The following is a 16,338-nucleotide window of genomic DNA, read 5'->3' on the forward strand; positions in this document are numbered from 1 at the left end:
GATTTATCTAGCCGTGAAAAATTGACGCTAGGCGGTTACGCCGATTCCACCGCTGGGGAGCGATTTTGCATGAGCCTCGACAAGGACTGGGACTCGCCTTGGGCCGACCGCCTTCCTGGCGCCGCCAATGCCGGCATGGGAATATTGCGCATCGCCCTCTTGTTCGGCTCGGCCGCGGTGGCTCTGGCCTTGATCGCGACGCCCTACCTCGACAGCCGGACCCGCTCGCAGTTTGCCCGCGACGGGCTTGATACGATGAGCACCGGCTCGATCGGCCAGCGCGATAGCTATACGCTACGCAAGAGCGTGCTGCAGCCGCTGCCCAGTTCGGTCTGCGTTATACGGGCCGATGGCAGAAGCAGCGGCGACTGCTGACTCCTCAACAGATCTCTACGATTCGGCTGTTTCCTAGAATGCGGCTGGTTCACCGCGCGTTAAGCCTGTCGCGTTAACCTTTCTTAACGGGTCGGCGCTAGGTTCGGGCAAGAGGGATGGGCGCCCATGAAAATCTTGCTGCAACGATTTTTAGAAGACGAGAGGGGCGCGACGGTTGTCGAATATGGTTTGATCGTTGCCGTGCTGTCGCTTGCCATTGTCGCTGGTGTCGGCCGGGCTGCCGATGCGATTCAGTGGCTGTTCAGCGACAACAGCAGCAGGCTTGCCAACGCTTTTGCGCAGTGACCCGCTTAGCCTTGATGGGAAACGCTTAGCTTTTGCGCAAGGATACGCTCAGGGGCCGCCGGGGTTTTCCAGGATTGTCTTCAGCGATATTTTTGCGGAGCCCGGCTTCAGCGGCTTTTGCTGAGAGGCATCGGGCGCCCAGCCTGACATCCAGACCACCGAGAAACTGGCCCTGACGCGGCCATCCGCATCCGAAAACCGCTCCGCATAGATTTCGGCGGCGCGCGCGAACAGCGCTCGCGTGCCCGGCCGCCTGCTGCGGTCGACCAGCGCGCTGGTCTCGCCCATGGCGCGCAGGTCTGCGACCAGGCCAAATACCGAATCGTAGCGCACCGTGATCGTCTCGACGTCCGCCACCGGCAGTGCCAGGCCGGCGCGCTGCAGCAGCGCGCCGGCGTCGCGGACGTCGGTGAATGGGATCACACGCGGGCTGGCGCCGCCATAGAGCTCGGTCTCGGCGGCAAGCAGGCTTTCGCGCAGCTCGGAAAGCGTGCCTGTGCCGGCGAAGGCACCGAGGAAAAGCCCGTCCGGTTTCAGCGCCCGGCGGATCTGCACCAGCATGCCGGGAATGTCGTTCATCGCCTGCAGCGACAGCAGCGAGACTGCGAGGTCGAGGCTTTCCGGTTCGAATGGCACGGTTTCCAACGGCGCCAACAGTCCTGGCTGGCCACCGAGGAAAGCGGCGTCGGCCTCGACGCGCACGTTTTCCGTCACCTTGCCGCTTTCGGCGAGCACTTCTGCTGCTGCCGGCGTCTGGCAAAACAATGAGGCCGCCTTGCCGAACCTGCGTTCGACGGCGTCGAGCCGGTCGGCAAGATCCTCGGCCGCCCGCCGCATGAGGAAATCCGCGCCGACGATGGGACGGGCCAGTGCCCGGCGCTTGCGCGCCAGCCAGAGCGAGGTGTCGATTACAGGCTGCAATGGGCAGGTCCTTGTGCTTCGCTCTCTGATATAGTGATGCGGAGGACCAACCACGTGGCCGATCCCATGCCAGAGATCAAGCGTATTGCGATCAAGAGCATTGCCCGCAAGGCATTGGGCTGGCCAGCGCGCCTCTTGTTCCCGCCGGTCTGCGCCGGCTGCCGCCGCCATGTCTCGCAGCCCGGCGTGTTGTGCGGCGCCTGCTGGCCGAAACTCAGGCTGCTGGAACGGCCGTGGTGCCCGGTGATGGGCACGCCGTTCACCCACAGTATGGGTGAGGGTTTCCTGTCGGCGGAGGCGATAGCCGACCCGCCGCCGTTCGAACGCGCGCGGGCGGCGGTTGCCTATTCCGGCGTTGCCCGCCAGATGGTGCAAGGGCTGAAATACCAGGACCGCACCGATCTGGCGCCGTGGATGGCGCGCTGGATGCTTCGCGCCGGTGCCGAACTCATCGCCGAGGCCGACGTGGTCGTGCCGGTGCCGCTGCACTGGCGGCGTTTCTTCCGACGGCAGTTCAACCAGTCGGCGGAACTGGCGCGGGCGGTGGCGCAACTCGGGGAGCGGCCGTTCGCGCCATCAGCCATCAAGCGCGTCAAACTCACGCGCCAGCAAGTCGGGCTGGAGCGGCGGGAACGCGAGGAAAATGTGCGCGCCGCATTCAAAGTGCCGGATGAGGCGGAGATCGAAATCGCCGGCCGCCGGGTGCTGTTGATCGATGATGTCTACACCACCGGCGCCACCGTCCGCGCGGTCGCCAGGGCATTGACGAAGGGCGGTGCCGGCGCGGTCGACGTACTGACCTTCGCGCGCGTGCTGCCGGGGGACTTTCGGGCCGACGAATCGGCGCCTATATAGCCTATATGACAGCAGAACGAGGCAGGATTGCTGACCGATGGTCGATGTGACGATCTACACGCGGATGATGTGCGGCTATTGCACCGCGGCCAAGCGGCTGCTCGACAGGAAGGGCGTCGCCTATACCGAGCACGACGCCTCCTTCTCGCCGGAACTGCGCCAGGAAATGATTTCCCGGGCCCATGGCCGTTCCACCTTTCCTCAGATATTCATCGGCGATACGCATGTCGGCGGCTCTGACGATCTCCACGAATTGGAGGCGGAAGGACGGCTGGACGGATTGCTCGCCAACGGCTCGACCAGGTAAGGACATGACGATGGGTGCCATCAAGTCGGGGGGTGCTTTCAAGGCAGCGGCGATCCAGATGCGTTCGGGAACCAGCCCGGAGCGCAATGCGGTCGATCTGGAACGGCTGGTCCGCGAGGCGGCAGGTCTTGGCGCGTCCTATGTCCAGACGCCGGAAATGACCGGCGCGCTGATCCGCGACAGCCAAGCGCGGGCCGCTTCCTTCACCTCCGAAGACAAGGACATCGTCGTCTCGACATCGCGGAGGCTGGCCAAGGAGCTCGGCATCTTCCTGCATATCGGCTCGACCGCCATTCTGCGCGCCGACGGCAAGCTTGCCAACCGCGCCCTTCTGTTCGGGCCGGACGGCGCCACGATTGCCACCTACGACAAGATCCACATGTTCGACGTCGATCTCGACAATGGCGAGAGCTGGCGCGAATCCGCCGCCTATGAGCCTGGCACCGAGGCCGTCGTCGCCGAAATCAATGGCGTGAAGCTCGGCTTTGCCGTCTGCTACGATCTGCGCTTTCCGCAGCTGTTCCGTGCCGAGGCGCTGGCCGGCGCCAATCTGCTTTCGGTGCCCGCCGCCTTCACCCGCCAGACCGGCGAAGCGCATTGGCATGTGCTGCTCAGGGCGCGCGCCATCGAGAACGGCGCCTATGTGATTGCCGCGGCGCAAGGCGGCGTGCACGAGGACGGCCGCGCAACCTATGGCCATTCGCTGATCGTCGATCCGTGGGGCCGCATCGTCGCCGAGGCGCCGCATGACGAGCCGGCGGTGATCGTCGCCGAGATCGACCCGGTGCAGTCAGTCGCCGCGCGCAAGAAGATACCGAATCTCAAAAACGCACGCGATTTTGCCGTAAACGCTGGTTCGGCGGAGACAATGCCGCTCAGGGGTGCCGCCTCTTGATCCGCTTTTCCCTGATCTGCGAACACGAGCACGAATTCGAGGCCTGGTTCCGCAGCAACGACGATTTCGACACGCAGAAGAGGCGCGGTTTCATCGATTGCCCGGCCTGCGGCTCGCACAAGGTCGAGAAGGCGCTGATGGCGCCGGCCGTCTCGACCGGGCGCAGCCAGGAGAAGATCGCGCTGGCCATGGGCGAGGCACAAAAGCAGGCGCTGGCGCAGCTCAAGGCGCTTGCCGAGAAGGTGCGCGAGAACGCCGATTATGTTGGCGACAAATTTGCCGAGGAAGCGCGCAAGATCCATTTTGGCGAGAGCGATCCGCGCGGCATTTATGGCGAGGCGACGCTGGAGGAGGCCAAGAGCCTCGCCGAGGATGGCGTCGAATTCTTGCCTATTCCAAGTTTCCCCGACGACCGCAACTGATCGGTCAACTTGCTCCGGACATAGCGAGGCATTCTTCGCCAGGCAGAGCCATGATCGTGAAGGTCGGCGCCGTCGTCGGCGACAGGCGACCGGCTGCGTCGAGGGCGGCGATGCTGCCGCTCCCTTCCGCAAGCGTTCGCAGTGTCAGGCCGAGCAGCACGGATGGGCCTCGCGGGTAATCGTTTCGCTCTTTCCTTCATGCCCACTGCCTGACGGGCTTGCTTCACTTGACGGGCTTGCTTCCGCATAGGCTGCAAACTGGCGTTCAAGCGCCTTGACCGCGCTGCTGCGCCAGCCTTCCGCCACGGATTCCGACATGGGATCGGGGAAGATCTCCTCCTCGCCATTCTCCACGCCGTCCAGGATTGCCCGCGCGACAGACTCCGGAGAGGCCTTCGCTATGTCCAGGCCCCGGGTCATGTCCGTGTCCACGGGGCCGGGAAGGACCCTGTGGACGCTGACACCCTGTCCGGCCAAAAGGGTGCGTAACGACTGCGACAGCGAGAATGAGGCCGCCTTCGAGATCGAATAAGCCGGACTGAACGGCACGGCGGCAATCGAGGCCAGCGACAGAATGTTGGCGATGGCTCCCCGCGACCGGGCCAGCAACGGCAGCAGAGCCTGGGTAACGTCATACGATCCGAAGAGGTTTACGGCGAGTTGTTGTTCGAGCACACGACGGTCGCTGAGGTCATCGAAGGGCGATACGCCGGCGTTGTTGATGAGGATATCGAGAGCATCGATCTTCTCGACGGCCTCCCGGATCTGCGCAACGTTGGTCACATCCATGGTCAGGGACGTCACACGCCGGTCCGGGTGGGCCATGGATTGGCGGGTTGCGGCATAGACGCGCTTTACGCCTCTGCTCAGGGCTTCCTCGACCAGTGCCCGACCGATGCCCCGATTGGCGCCAGTCACCAGGATGGCTGTACCTTCGATCTTCACTGCGTCTCTCCTAGTGCTTATCGTTGCGTTCGAGCCCAGTGCCCAATCTAGCCGCCACTCAAGGTTGGCGCGCCGCAACTCAGGTTGGCTACAGTCGCCGTTGTCGATACGACTGGTTGGTGAGATGGACTTAGCGCCGGATATCGAAGCCATGGGAGTGACAAGTGTGACGGGATTCCGATGGACTCGCTGATCACGGCCGCGGCGCATGCGCTTGCGGCGGGCGACCCGCTCGGCGCCTTGAAGCGGGTTGCGCTGCGCGACGATGCGCCGGCACTGGCGTTGCGCGGTATCGCAATGGCGCAGCTTGGCGACCTGGTTCGGGCGAAGGTTCTTCTAAAAAGGGCGGCACACGCATTCAGCCCGAGGGAGGCCGTGGCCCGCGCGAGGTGTGTCGTCGCCGAGGCCGAGATCGCGCTCGTCTCGCGCGATCTCGCCTGGCCGGCCAAGGCACTCGACGCCGCGCGGGCGACGCTTGAAAAGCATGGCGACCGCGTCAACGCCGCACATGCGCGCAATCTCGAAGTCCGGCGCCTGCTGCTGATCGGCCATCTCGACGAAGCCGAGCGCAGGCTGGGCGGCTTCGATCCCTCGCCGCTGCCGCCGGCATCGCGGGCCGCCCACGAGCTGGCTGTCGCCGGCATCGCCATCCGCCGCTTGCGGACCGGTCCTGCGCGCGCCGCACTCGGCCTGGCGGCGCGTGCGGCGCACGCGTCCGGCATCCCCGCGCTGATCGCGGAGGTGGAGAGCGCATCGGTGGTGCTGGACACGCCGGCGGCACGCCTTATCGCCCGTGGTGAGGAACGGCCCCTCCTGCTCGATGAAGTCGAAGCGCTTCTGGCGTCGGGGGCGCTCGTGGTGGATGCATGCCGCAATGTGGTGCGGGTAGCAGATACGGTCGTCTCGCTGGCGACCCGCCCGGTGCTGTTCGCGCTGGCCCGTGCGCTGGCCGAAGCCTGGCCGGGGGACGTGGCAAGATCGACGCTTATCGCGCTCGCTTTCCGCGGAAAGGACGCGGACGAATCACATCGCGCACGGTTACGGGTCGAAGTCGGGCGGCTTCGCGCGGAGCTTCGTAGCTTGGCCGATGTCAGCGCGACGAAGCGGGGGTTTGCGCTGGCGCCGCGCCGCGCAGGTGAGGTCGTCGTGCTGGCGCCGCCCGTCGAAGAAGAGCATGCCGCCGTGCTCGCCTTCCTCGCTGACGGCGAGTCTTGGTCGAGTTCGGCCCTGGCGATTGCGCTTGGAGCCAGTTCGCGTACCGTGCAGCGGGCGCTCGAGCAGCTCGCCCAGGCCGGCAAGGTGCAGTCGTTCGGCCGCGGACGGGCGCGTCGCTGGATGACCCCGCCGCTGCCGGGTTTCCCGACAATCTTGTTACTCCCCGGTCCACTGCCGGGCTACTAGGATGGAATTATGGAACGATCCTCTGCCGAAATCATCCGTGAATACGGACCCTTTCCGGGTGTCGACCACGTAGACGGCGTTACCTTCGACGGTGAGCATGTCTGGTTTGCCTCAGGCGACAGATTGAACGCCTTCGATCCGGCAAGCGGCAAAGTGGTGCGCTCGATCGAGGTCGCGGCACACGCCGGAACGGCCTTCGACGGCCAGCACCTCTATCAAATCGCCGAGGATCGCATCCAGAAGATCGATCCGAAGAACGGCCAGGTGCTGGCGTCGATCCCGGCGCCTGGCAATGGCGGTGATTCCGGGCTCGCCTGGGCCGAAGGAACGCTCTGGGTCGGGCAGCATCGGGGCCGAAAGATTCATCAGGTCGATCCCGAGACAGGGGCAATCCTTCGCACCATCGTTTCCAACCGCGTCGTCACCGGCGTCAGCTGGGTCGACGGCGAGCTGTGGCATGGGACTTGGGAGGGCGAGGAGAGCGATGTCCGGCGGATCGATCCTGAAACGGGAAAGGTTCTGGAGAAGCTCGATATGCCGCCGGGAACAGGCGTGTCGGGGCTCGAATCCGATGGCGGCGACCAGTTTTTCTGCGGTGGCGGAAACAGCGGCAAGATCAGAGCTGTTCGCCGGCCCAAACGAGGCTCTACGACCAAGATTTGAGTTTTTTCCATCCCCTCGGCCCGGCCCTTGGCCGGTTCGGTTAGCTCAAGCTCGCGATCAGTTTTTCGAGCAGGCGTGCCAGCATGGTCTGCTCCGGGCGTGCTAACCCAGAAAGTATCTGGTGCTCGTTGGCGACGTGAGCGGTCACCGCCTCATCGATCAGAGCGAGGCCCTTCCCGGTCAGCTGCACAACAATCCCGCGGCGATCGTCGGGGTGCGGCCCGCGCTTGATCAGGCCGGATTTCTCGAGCCGATCGAGGCGGTTGGTCATCGCGCCCGACGTCACCATCGTCGCCTCGTACAGAGCCGTCGGCGTCAGCGCATAGGGCGGCCCGGAACGACGCAGCGTCGCCAGCACGTCGAATTCTCCGGATTGCAGCCCGTAACTTGCAAACAGCGGCGCCAGCCGCTCTCGTGCGATCAACGAGGCGGCCTCGTTCAACCGTCCAAGCACGGCCATCGGCGAGACATCGAGATCCGGCCGTTCCTTTTTCCATTGCTCGATCGCTTTTGCCGCGCGATCCATGTCTCTCACCGTTATGTATCTTGACGTGAAGAATCTTTATATTATCTTACCTCAGCTTGTGGTGTAGGCCAAGGGCCGCGAACGGGCGACGGGATGGTGCGATGAAATTTCTCTGGGACTCGGCGCTTGGCCTTCTGGTCGTCACCGGCGGACTGCTCGGCCTGACGCTGCCGTTCGGCAAGATCGCGACGACGGCCGACGTGCCCGCCATGGTCTGGGCCTTCGTCATCTCGCTTGGCGCCGGCGGCGTGCTTTTGTGCGCATTGCTGCTCAACGGGCAGCGCATGCGGCTTACGCTGCACAGGCTGCGCTATTTCTTCGTGACCGCGGCCGTCTCCTACGCAATCCCCAATCTGCTGATGTTTTCAGCGATTCCGCATCTGGGCGCCGGCTATAGCGGCATCATGTTCACGCTGTCGCCGGTCGTCACGCTGGTGTTCTCGATGCTGCTCGGCGTCAGGCGCCCGACCACGCTGGGCGTCGTCGGCATCGCCGTCGGTTTCGTGGGCGCAGTCATGGTGGCGGTGACGCGCGGCGAAGCGGGCCAGCCGGCCGAATTTTTCTGGGTTGCGATGGGCCTGCTCATCCCCGTCAGCCTCGCCGCCGGCAACATTTACCGTACCGTCGACTGGCCCGAAGGCACCGGCCCGATCGAGCTCGCCGTCGGCAGCCATCTGGCAGCAGCCTTGATGCTGCTTGCCGGCATTCTGGTGCTGCTGGAAGGCAATGCATTCGGCTCGCTCGGCGGCGTGCCGCTGGTCGCTGCGGCACAGGTGGCATCAGCCTCGGCGATGTTCGCCTTCTTCTTCCGCCTGCAAGCGGTCGGCGGCCCGGTCTATCTCAGCCAGATCGGCTACGTCGCGGCGGCGGTCGGGCTGTTTGCCGGGACCCTCTTCCTCGGCGAGCGCTATCAACTGCTGACCTGGGCCGGTGCCGTCATCATCACCGCCGGCGTGTTCATCACCACCAAGGCGCAAAGCCAGAAGACCTAGGGGCCAGGAGGCGTAAGTTCAGACTGATGCCTTCTCCGCCAGCACCATGTAGTTGACGTCCATGTCCTTCGAGCGCTGCCAGCGGTCGGCGAGCGGGTTGTAGGTGACGCCGGTGCGGTCGATGACGGTCAGGCCGGCGCCGGCAAGCGCCTTTTCCAGTTCCTCGGGGCGCACCAGCTTGCCGAACTGGTGGGTGCCGCGGGGCAGCCAGCGCAGCACATATTCGGCGCCGATGATGGCCAGGCCCAGGGCCTTCAGCGTGCGGTTGATGGTGGCCACGAACATGATGCCGCCGGGCTTGACCATCTCGCCGCATTTGGCCAGGAACAGATCGACATCGGCGACATGCTCGACCACTTCCATGTTGAGGATGACGTCGAATTTTTCGCCGGCGTCGGCCAGGTCTTCCGCGGTGGTGGCGCGGTAATCAACGCTCACGCCGACCTCCGCCGCATGCAGCTTGGCCACTTCGATGTTGGTGGCGGAGGCATCGGCGCCGACCACTTCGGCGCCAAGCCGCGCCATCGGCTCGCACAAAAGCCCGCCGCCGCAGCCGATGTCGAGGAAGCGCAGGCCTTCGAACGGCCGTGCCGCACGCGGATCGCGGCCGAAGCGGGCCGCCACCTGGTCGCGGATATAGGCAAGCCGGATCGGGTTGAACTTGTGCAACGGGCGGAACTTGCCGTTCGGGTTCCACCATTCGGCGGCAAGGGCGGAAAAGCGTTCCACCTCTCCGGCATCGATCGTCGATCGTCGGGGCTCAGGCATGGCGTGGTCTCCTCGGACGCTAGGAAGTCGGGCGCGAGGCTGCGAATGTCAAGGCGCGAAATTCACCGCCGGCTGCGCGATGCGCGCGATGCCTGCCGGCGCCGCCTTTTGCCCGCTGCATTTGTGTCAGCACGTGTCAGTTGATGGTGTGCCGGAAGGAAACGCCTAAGCTCTGGCGGACGAAGCAGAGACATCGGGTTTGTAGGAGTGCGCAATGATGCGAGCGGTTGCTTCCATTCTTTGGCGCCGGCTTGACCAGGAAGGCCACGACGCTTGCCTTCTGTCGGAAGCGAGTTCCGGGTGGAACCTAAGGGGACACGCGCTTTTCGTCCAGGACGGCAAGCCGTGCAGCATCGCGTACGAAGTGGACTGCGACGCCGATTGGCGTACACGCTCGGCGCGCGCCGACGGCTTTGTCGGCACGCAACAGCTGCATTATGGGATCGACCGGCTGAACGAGCGCCAATGGACGCTGAACGGCGAGCATCAAGCGGAAGTCGACGGTCTCATCGATGTCGATCTCGGCTTCACGCCCGCCACAAACCTTTTGGCGCTTCGCCGTTTTGCCCTCGATGTCGGTATGGCGACGCCCGCGCCGGCAGCCTATCTGACATTTCCCGAACCCAGGCTCGTGCGCCTGGAACAGACCTACCAGCGCGTCGATGCGGCACATTACGCCTATGCCGCCCCGATGTTCGGCTACAACGAGATGCTGGAGGTCTCGCCGGTAGGCTTCGTCCTCGACTATCCGCGCCTGTGGAGAGCCACGGCACAGCTGGGCTGAAGCGCGCATCATATTGGCAAGACGCAGGGCAGGCACGATGCTGCGCTGGTGTGTCGCCCGGCCGGCAGCGGCGGCACGCCTTGCGAAACGACTGTCATTTGGCTAAGGAGGCCGCGCATTGAGTGCCTCGCTACAGCGTGGCGCATTTTTCCACTTTTCGGCCTTCGGTCCGGCATCCAGTCAAAGGCATTTCGCTTCCATGGCGCGCATCGTGATGAAATTCGGCGGAACGTCCGTCGCCGACATCGCCCGCATCCGCAATGTGGCGCGCCATGTCAAACGCGAGGTCGATGCCGGGCATGAAGTCGCTGTGGTGGTCTCGGCGATGGCCGGCAAGACCAACGAGCTCGTGCAATGGACGCGCGAGGCCTCGCCAATGCACGATGCGCGCGAATATGACGCCGTAGTCGCTTCCGGCGAACAGGTTACGGCCGGCTTGCTGGCGATCGCGCTGCAGAACATCGGCGTGCATGCCCGTTCCTGGCAAGGCTGGCAGATTCCGATCAAGACCGATAACGCGCATGGCGCGGCGCGCATTCTCGATATCGATGGTGCGTTCCTGATCAAGCGCTTCGGCGAAGGCCAGGTGGCGGTGGTCGCCGGTTTCCAGGGCATCGGGCCGGACAACCGGATCGCAACGCTCGGCCGCGGCGGTTCCGATACCAGCGCAGTCGCCATCGCGGCGGCGGTCAAGGCCGACCGCTGCGATATCTACACCGATGTCGATGGGGTCTACACGACCGATCCGCGCATCGAGCCGAAGGCCCGGCGGCTGGCCAAGATTTCCTTCGAGGAAATGCTCGAAATGGCGTCGCTCGGGGCCAAGGTCCTGCAGGTGCGCTCGGTCGAGCTTGCCATGGTGCACAGGGTGCGTACCTTTGTGCGGTCGTCCTTCGACGATCCCGATGCACCCGGAATGGGGGATTTGCTCAATCCGCCGGGAACGCTTATTTGCGACGAGGAAGAGATCGTGGAACAGCAGGTCGTCACCGGAATTGCCTATGCCAAGGACGAAGCGCAGATTTCGCTGCGCCGCGTCGGCGACCGGCCGGGCGTCGCCGCCGGCATTTTCGGGCCGCTGGCCGAGGCCAACATCAATGTCGATATGATCGTCCAGAACATTTCCGAGGACGGCAAGTTCACTGACATGACCTTCACCGTGCCATCCGGCGACGTCGACAAGGCGCTTGCCGTGCTTGAGCGGCTGAAGGCGACGATCGGCTACGATGTGGTGCAGTCGGAAGCCGGCATGTCGAAGGTCTCGGTCATCGGCATCGGCATGCGCAGCCATGCCGGCGTCGCTGCCACGGCCTTCAAGGCGCTGGCCGACCGCGCGATCAACATCCGCGCCATCACAACGTCCGAAATCAAGATTTCGATCCTGATCGACGGTCCCTATACGGAACTAGCAGTTCGCACTTTGCATTCCGTGTACGGTCTGGATAAGCAGTAGCAGACTGCATCGGCCCGAAGATCGGAGTCGATTTTCGGAAGGCGGGATGCGGCGGATCGAAAGGCTTGGAGCGGTCTTTATGCGTCCAATTGGACGATGGCGCTCTAATTGAGTTGTTGCGTTTGTGCCGCTGTGCAGGGCAACCTGCACCGGTTGAAACGCTATTGGAGAAGAAGCCGCGATGCGTGATTCGGCCAGTGGCCCGCGCGTTTTGCTGAAACGGCTCCGCGAGCTCATGCAAGAGCCGCTGGAGCCGCAGGAGCGGCTTGACCGAATCGTGCGCGACATCGCCTCCAACATGGTTGCCGAGGTCTGCTCGCTTTATGTTCTGCGCGCCGATTCGGTGCTCGAACTCTACGCCACCGAAGGCTTGAACCCGAACGCCGTCCACCTGGCGCAGCTGAGGCTGGGCCAAGGCCTGGTCGGCACGATCGCGGCCTCGGCGCGGCCGCTCAACCTCTCCAACGCGCAGGAGCATCCTGCCTTCGCCTACCTGCCGGAGACAGGGGAAGAGATATACAATTCCTTCCTCGGCGTGCCGGTGCTGCGGGCAGGGCGGACGCTCGGCGTTCTGGTCGTGCAGAACAAGACCATGCGCCATTATCGCGACGACGAGGTCGAGGCGCTGGAAACGACGGCGATGGTGATCGCCGAGATGATCGCCACCGGCGATCTGGAGCGGCTGACAAGGCCCGGCCTAGAGCTCGATCTGCGCCGCCCGGTAAGCTTTACCGGCCTGTCCTTCAATGAAGGCGTCGGGCTCGGCCATGTGGTGCTGCACGAGCCGCGTATCGTCGTCACCAACCTGTTCAACGAGGATAGCGAGGAAGAGGTCAGGCGGCTCGACGCGTCGCTCGGCTCGCTCAGGCTGTCTATCGACGACATGCTGGAGCGCCGCGACGTCGCCTTCGAGGGCGAGCATCGCCAGGTGCTCGAAGCCTATCGCATGTTCGCCAACGACCGCGGCTGGGTGCGCCGGCTCGAGGAGGCGATCCGCAACGGCCTGACGGCCGAAGCGGCGGTCGAAAAGGTGCAGAGCGACATGCGTGCCCGCATGCTGCACATGACCGATCCGTATCTGCGCGAGCGGATGAGCGATTTCGACGATCTCGCCAATCGGCTGCTGCGGCAGCTGATGGGGCGCGGACCGGAGGACGTCGCGGCCTCGCTGCCCAAGGACGCCATCATCGTCGCCCGCTCGATGGGGGCTGCCGAGCTGCTCGATTATCCAAGGGACAAGCTGCGCGGGCTGGTGCTGGAAGACGGCGCCGCGACCAGCCATGTCGTCATTGTGGCGCGAGCCATGGGCATACCCGTCGCCGGCCAGATGAAGGGCGCCGTTTCCATGGCGGAAAACGGCGATGCCATCATCGTCGACGGCGAGGAAGGCACGATCCATCTGCGCCCGCAGCCCGACCTCGAGGCGGCCTATGCCGAGAAAGTGCGCTTCAGGGCGCGGCGGCAGGAGGTCTACCGCGAGCTGCGCAAGAAGCCGTCGGTGACCAAGGACGGCGTCCAGGTCGATCTTCTGATGAATGCCGGGCTGGCGGTGGATTTGCCGCAACTGGCCGAAGCAGGCGCGGCCGGCATCGGTCTGTTCCGCACCGAGCTGCAATTCATGGTCGCCTCGACTTTTCCGCGCGCCGAAGCCCAGGAGCGGCTTTATCGTGACGTGCTCGAAGCGGCGCGCGGCAAGCCGGTGACGTTCCGCACCATCGATATCGGCGGCGACAAGGTGCTGCCCTATTTCAAGGGCTCGATTCAGGAAGAGAACCCGGCACTCGGCTGGCGCGCCATCCGCCTGACCCTCGACCGGCCCGGATTGCTGCGTACCCAGATCCGCGCGCTGCTCAAGGCGTGCGGCGGACGCGAACTGAAGCTAATGCTGCCGATGGTGACGGAACTCGGCGAGATCGCGCAGGCGCGCGAGATCATCGATCGCGAGGTGCGGCATCTGTCGCGCTTTGCCCATCATTTGCCGACCAGCCTCAAACTCGGGGCGATGCTGGAGGTGCCGTCGCTGCTGTTCCAGCTCGACGAACTGATGAAGGCGGTCGATTTCGTCTCGGTCGGCTCGAACGACCTGTTCCAGTTCGTCATGGCGGTGGATCGCGGCAACACCCAATTGTCCGACCGCTTCGACCCGCTCTCGACGCCGTTCCTGCGCGTCCTGAAGCAGATTGCCGACGCCGGGGTTCGCAACAATACGCCGGTGACCCTGTGCGGCGAACTTGCCGGCAAGCCGATTTCGGCGATGGCGCTGATCGGCCTTGGCTACCGCTCGATCTCAATGTCGCCGGCATCGATCGGCCCGGTCAAGGCGATGCTGACGGAACTGCCGCTCAGCGAGCTGGAAGCGTTCTTCGACGACAATCTGATGGCGCCGGCGCATGGCCTGCCGATGCGGGCGCTGCTGCAGGCGTTTGCCGACGACCGCTCCATACCGCTGTAGATTCACGTGAGGGCGGCCTGCAAATGTCGATTTTCTGCGCTTCCGGTGCTCATGTACTTAAATGTACATTCCGCTCCGGTTCTCGAAATCCGTCATTTTCGACTCGCCCTGACGTGAATCCCATCGAAGTTCCAGGACCATGATCAACCTGCCCCGCGACCGTATGGATCAAGTCGTCAAGCGTTTCGACATGCTCGAAGCGCAGATGTCGGCCGGGCCGGCGCCGGACGCCTATGTCAGGATGGCCTCCGAATATGCCGACATCCAGGAGATGGTGGCAAAGATCAGGGCACTGCGCGCCGCCGAGCGCGAACAGGCCGATCTGGAGGCGATGCTCGCCGACAAGGGCACTGACGCCGAGATGCGCGCCTTGGCCGAGGCCGACCTGCCGGAGGTCAAGCATCAAATCGAGGTGCTGCAAAAGGACATCCAGATCCTGCTGTTGCCCAAGGATGCCGCAGACGACAAGAACGCCATCCTCGAAATCCGCGCCGGCACCGGCGGTGACGAGGCGGCGCTTTTTGCCGGCGACCTGTTTCGCATGTACGAGCGCTATGCAGCGGCGCATGGCTGGCGTTTCGAGACGGTGTCGGCCAGCGAAGGCGAGGTCGGCGGCTACAAGGAAATCATCGCCACCGTTTCGGGCAAGGGCGTCTTTGCCCATCTGAAGTTCGAATCCGGCGTGCACCGGGTGCAGCGCGTGCCGACGACCGAGGCGGGCGGGCGCATCCACACTTCGGCGGCGACGGTCGCGGTGCTGCCGGAAGCCGAAGAGGTCGACATCGACATCCGGGCCGAAGACATCCGCATCGACACGATGCGCGCCTCGGGTTCCGGCGGCCAGCACGTGAACACCACCGATTCGGCCGTGCGCATCACCCATCTGCCGACCGGCATCATGGTGGTGCAGGCGGAAAAATCGCAGCACCAGAACCGGGCGAAGGCCATGCAGATCCTGCGCGCCAGGCTTTACGACCTCGAACGCAGCAAAGCGGACGAGGAACGTTCAGAATCGCGCAAGTCGCAGGTTGGCTCGGGCGACCGCTCGGAACGCATCCGCACCTATAATTTTCCGCAGGGTCGCGTCACCGATCATCGCATCAACCTGACGCTCTACAAGCTCGACCGGGTGATGATGGGCGAACTCGACGAGATCATCGACGCGCTGATAGCCGATCACCAGTCGAAGCTGCTCGCCGATATAGGCATCGATGGCTGACAGCCTGCCCGCCACTCTGGCGCCGCTGCTGCGGGAAGCGCGAAACCGGCTCGCCGCAGCCGGGATTGCGGATCCGGCGCTCGATTCCAGGCTGATCGTCGAGCATTTTTCCGGCACGAACCGCACGCAGGCCATCGCCGATCCTGGGTGCGCGGTCGATGCGGACGTGACGGCGGCAATCGATGCCGCCTTGCGGCGGCGCGTCGCCGGCGAACCGGTGCACCGCATCCTCGGTTACCGCGAATTCTACGGCTTGCGCCTTTCGCTTTCGCCGCAAACGCTGGAGCCGCGACCGGATACCGAAACGCTGGTCGAGGCGGTGCTGCCTTTCGTCAAGGCAATGGCGGCACGCGAAGGCGGTTGCCGCATCCTCGATCTCGGGACCGGCACCGGTGCCATCGCGCTGGCGTTGCTCAGCGCGGTTCCGGCCGCGACCGCCACCGGCGTCGACATTTCGCAAGAGGCGCTGGCCACCGCCACGCGCAATGCCAGGCAATTGGGGCTCGCCGGCCGGTTCACGGCGCTCAAATCCGACTGGTTTGAAAAAGTTTCTGGCCGGTACCATGTAATTGCCGCAAACCCTCCCTATATACCCTCAGACGACATTGGAAATCTGCAGGACGAGGTCCGCGGTTTCGATCCACGCCAGGCCCTGGATGGTGGTGTGGACGGTCTGAGCCCCTACAGGAAGATCGCCGCAGGAGCGGCAGCGTATTTGGAAGTCCAAGGCAGGATTGCGGTCGAGATCGGCCATACGCAGCACCAACAGGTTACGGAGATATTTTCCGCGGCCGGGTACAGTTCTGTCGGGGTGTTTCGTGATCTCGGCGGAAACAACAGAGTTCTTGTGTTCGAACGGTGGAAGCCGTGATGCAGTGCGAAAAAAGCGCTTGGCAATACCGGGGAATGCGGCTAGGGTCGCCTTAACCGGATGAGACGAAGCAGGCAGTGCTCTTAGCGATTCGGTTTTCCTTGGAAATAGCTGCCTTCTTGCGCAAACGACGCCCAAGCTTCGTGCGGGAATCGTCCGGCAAGTGAAGTAACCGGAACAGGA

General features: G+C 64.2%; 18 protein-coding genes. 14 read left to right on the forward strand and 4 right to left on the reverse strand.

The genetic code is table 11. From position 1 onward, the window contains the following. The first annotated feature begins 69 nt into the window (after window positions 1-69). Together NMG46_RS05485 and NMG46_RS05490 are read left to right on the forward strand one after the other, a co-directional pair. Window positions 70-375 carry a hypothetical protein gene (locus tag NMG46_RS05485; protein ID WP_254816695.1) on the forward strand — a complete coding sequence of 102 codons (306 nt, stop codon included), beginning with the start codon at window positions 70-72 and terminating at the stop codon, window positions 373-375. 126 nt (window positions 376-501) lie between these two features. Beyond that, entirely contained in the window at window positions 502-681 is a 180-nt protein-coding gene (locus tag NMG46_RS05490; RefSeq protein WP_254816696.1) for a Flp family type IVb pilin, read from the forward strand. A 48-nt stretch (window positions 682-729) separates the two neighbouring features. On the opposite strand, the gene NMG46_RS05495 is transcribed toward NMG46_RS05490, so the two are convergent. Further along, window positions 730-1,602, reverse strand: coding sequence for a methyltransferase domain-containing protein (locus tag NMG46_RS05495; RefSeq protein WP_254816697.1), 873 nt, complete (start codon window positions 1,600-1,602; stop codon window positions 730-732). 54 nt (window positions 1,603-1,656) lie between these two features. Between NMG46_RS05495 and NMG46_RS05500 the strand changes: the two genes are divergently transcribed. The 4 genes from NMG46_RS05500 to NMG46_RS05515 are packed head-to-tail and all read left to right on the forward strand — an operon-like array spanning window position 1,657 to window position 4,081. Continuing rightward, entirely contained in the window at window positions 1,657-2,457 is an 801-nt protein-coding gene (locus tag NMG46_RS05500) for a ComF family protein (RefSeq protein ID WP_254816698.1), read from the forward strand. Window positions 2,458-2,494: 37 nt separating this feature from the next. Beyond that, window positions 2,495-2,764, forward strand: a complete 270-nt coding sequence (gene grxC, locus NMG46_RS05505; RefSeq protein ID WP_254816699.1) for a glutaredoxin 3 — start codon at window positions 2,495-2,497, stop codon at window positions 2,762-2,764. 10 nt (window positions 2,765-2,774) lie between these two features. After that, on the forward strand, window positions 2,775-3,659 hold the full coding sequence (locus tag NMG46_RS05510) for a carbon-nitrogen hydrolase family protein (protein ID WP_254816700.1): 885 nt from the start codon (window positions 2,775-2,777) through the stop codon (window positions 3,657-3,659). Further along, a complete protein-coding gene (locus tag NMG46_RS05515; protein ID WP_254816701.1) occupies window positions 3,656-4,081 on the forward strand; it encodes a DUF1178 family protein in 426 nt (141 codons plus the stop codon). The genes NMG46_RS05510 and NMG46_RS05515 overlap by 4 nt, the downstream gene beginning before the upstream one ends. Before the next feature lie 144 nt (window positions 4,082-4,225). On the opposite strand, the gene NMG46_RS05520 is transcribed toward NMG46_RS05515, so the two are convergent. Further along, window positions 4,226-5,026 carry an SDR family NAD(P)-dependent oxidoreductase gene (locus NMG46_RS05520; protein ID WP_254816702.1) on the reverse strand — a complete coding sequence of 267 codons (801 nt, stop codon included), beginning with the start codon at window positions 5,024-5,026 and terminating at the stop codon, window positions 4,226-4,228. Between the two features lie 180 nt (window positions 5,027-5,206). On the opposite strand from NMG46_RS05520, the gene NMG46_RS05525 reads away from it, so the two are divergent. Together NMG46_RS05525 and NMG46_RS05530 are read left to right on the forward strand one after the other, a co-directional pair. After that, entirely contained in the window at window positions 5,207-6,427 is a 1,221-nt protein-coding gene (locus NMG46_RS05525) for a helix-turn-helix domain-containing protein (protein WP_254816703.1), read from the forward strand. A gap of 9 nt (window positions 6,428-6,436) precedes the next feature. Beyond that, complete coding sequence (locus NMG46_RS05530) at window positions 6,437-7,090, forward strand: PQQ-binding-like beta-propeller repeat protein (protein WP_254816704.1); 654 nt, start codon at window positions 6,437-6,439, stop codon at window positions 7,088-7,090. Window positions 7,091-7,130: 40 nt separating this feature from the next. Here NMG46_RS05530 and NMG46_RS05535 read toward each other — a convergent pair whose 3' ends face one another. Continuing rightward, on the reverse strand, window positions 7,131-7,616 hold the full coding sequence (locus tag NMG46_RS05535) for a MarR family winged helix-turn-helix transcriptional regulator (protein ID WP_254816705.1): 486 nt from the start codon (window positions 7,614-7,616) through the stop codon (window positions 7,131-7,133). 101 nt (window positions 7,617-7,717) lie between these two features. Between NMG46_RS05535 and NMG46_RS05540 the strand changes: the two genes are divergently transcribed. Continuing rightward, a complete protein-coding gene (locus NMG46_RS05540) occupies window positions 7,718-8,608 on the forward strand; it encodes a DMT family transporter (protein ID WP_254816706.1) in 891 nt (296 codons plus the stop codon). Window positions 8,609-8,626: 18 nt separating this feature from the next. Here NMG46_RS05540 and ubiG read toward each other — a convergent pair whose 3' ends face one another. Beyond that, window positions 8,627-9,376: a bifunctional 2-polyprenyl-6-hydroxyphenol methylase/3-demethylubiquinol 3-O-methyltransferase UbiG gene (gene ubiG / locus NMG46_RS05545; RefSeq protein ID WP_254816707.1), complete on the reverse strand. Its 750-nt coding sequence runs from the start codon at window positions 9,374-9,376 to the stop codon at window positions 8,627-8,629. Between the two features lie 214 nt (window positions 9,377-9,590). Here ubiG and NMG46_RS05550 point away from each other — a divergent pair, with 214 nt between their 5' ends. From NMG46_RS05550 to prmC, 5 genes are all read left to right on the forward strand, one after another. Continuing rightward, the gene (locus NMG46_RS05550; RefSeq protein WP_254816708.1) at window positions 9,591-10,160 is read left to right on the forward strand and encodes a putative glycolipid-binding domain-containing protein; all 570 of its coding nucleotides are present in this window, start codon (window positions 9,591-9,593) and stop codon (window positions 10,158-10,160) included. 199 nt (window positions 10,161-10,359) lie between these two features. Then, window positions 10,360-11,613, forward strand: coding sequence for an aspartate kinase (locus NMG46_RS05555; protein ID WP_254816709.1), 1,254 nt, complete (start codon window positions 10,360-10,362; stop codon window positions 11,611-11,613). A 181-nt stretch (window positions 11,614-11,794) separates the two neighbouring features. Further along, window positions 11,795-14,065, forward strand: a complete 2,271-nt coding sequence (ptsP, locus tag NMG46_RS05560) for a phosphoenolpyruvate--protein phosphotransferase (protein WP_254816710.1) — start codon at window positions 11,795-11,797, stop codon at window positions 14,063-14,065. Window positions 14,066-14,204: 139 nt separating this feature from the next. Beyond that, window positions 14,205-15,284, forward strand: coding sequence for a peptide chain release factor 1 (gene prfA / locus NMG46_RS05565; RefSeq protein ID WP_254816711.1), 1,080 nt, complete (start codon window positions 14,205-14,207; stop codon window positions 15,282-15,284). Beyond that, window positions 15,277-16,155 carry a peptide chain release factor N(5)-glutamine methyltransferase gene (prmC, locus tag NMG46_RS05570; RefSeq protein WP_254816712.1) on the forward strand — a complete coding sequence of 293 codons (879 nt, stop codon included), beginning with the start codon at window positions 15,277-15,279 and terminating at the stop codon, window positions 16,153-16,155. Before prfA ends, prmC begins: the two co-directional genes overlap by 8 nt. Window positions 16,156-16,338: the final 183 nt, after the last annotated feature.

This window comes from Mesorhizobium sp. LMG 17147 (assembly GCF_024297145.1).
Lineage (GTDB): Bacteria > Pseudomonadota > Alphaproteobacteria > Rhizobiales > Rhizobiaceae > Mesorhizobium.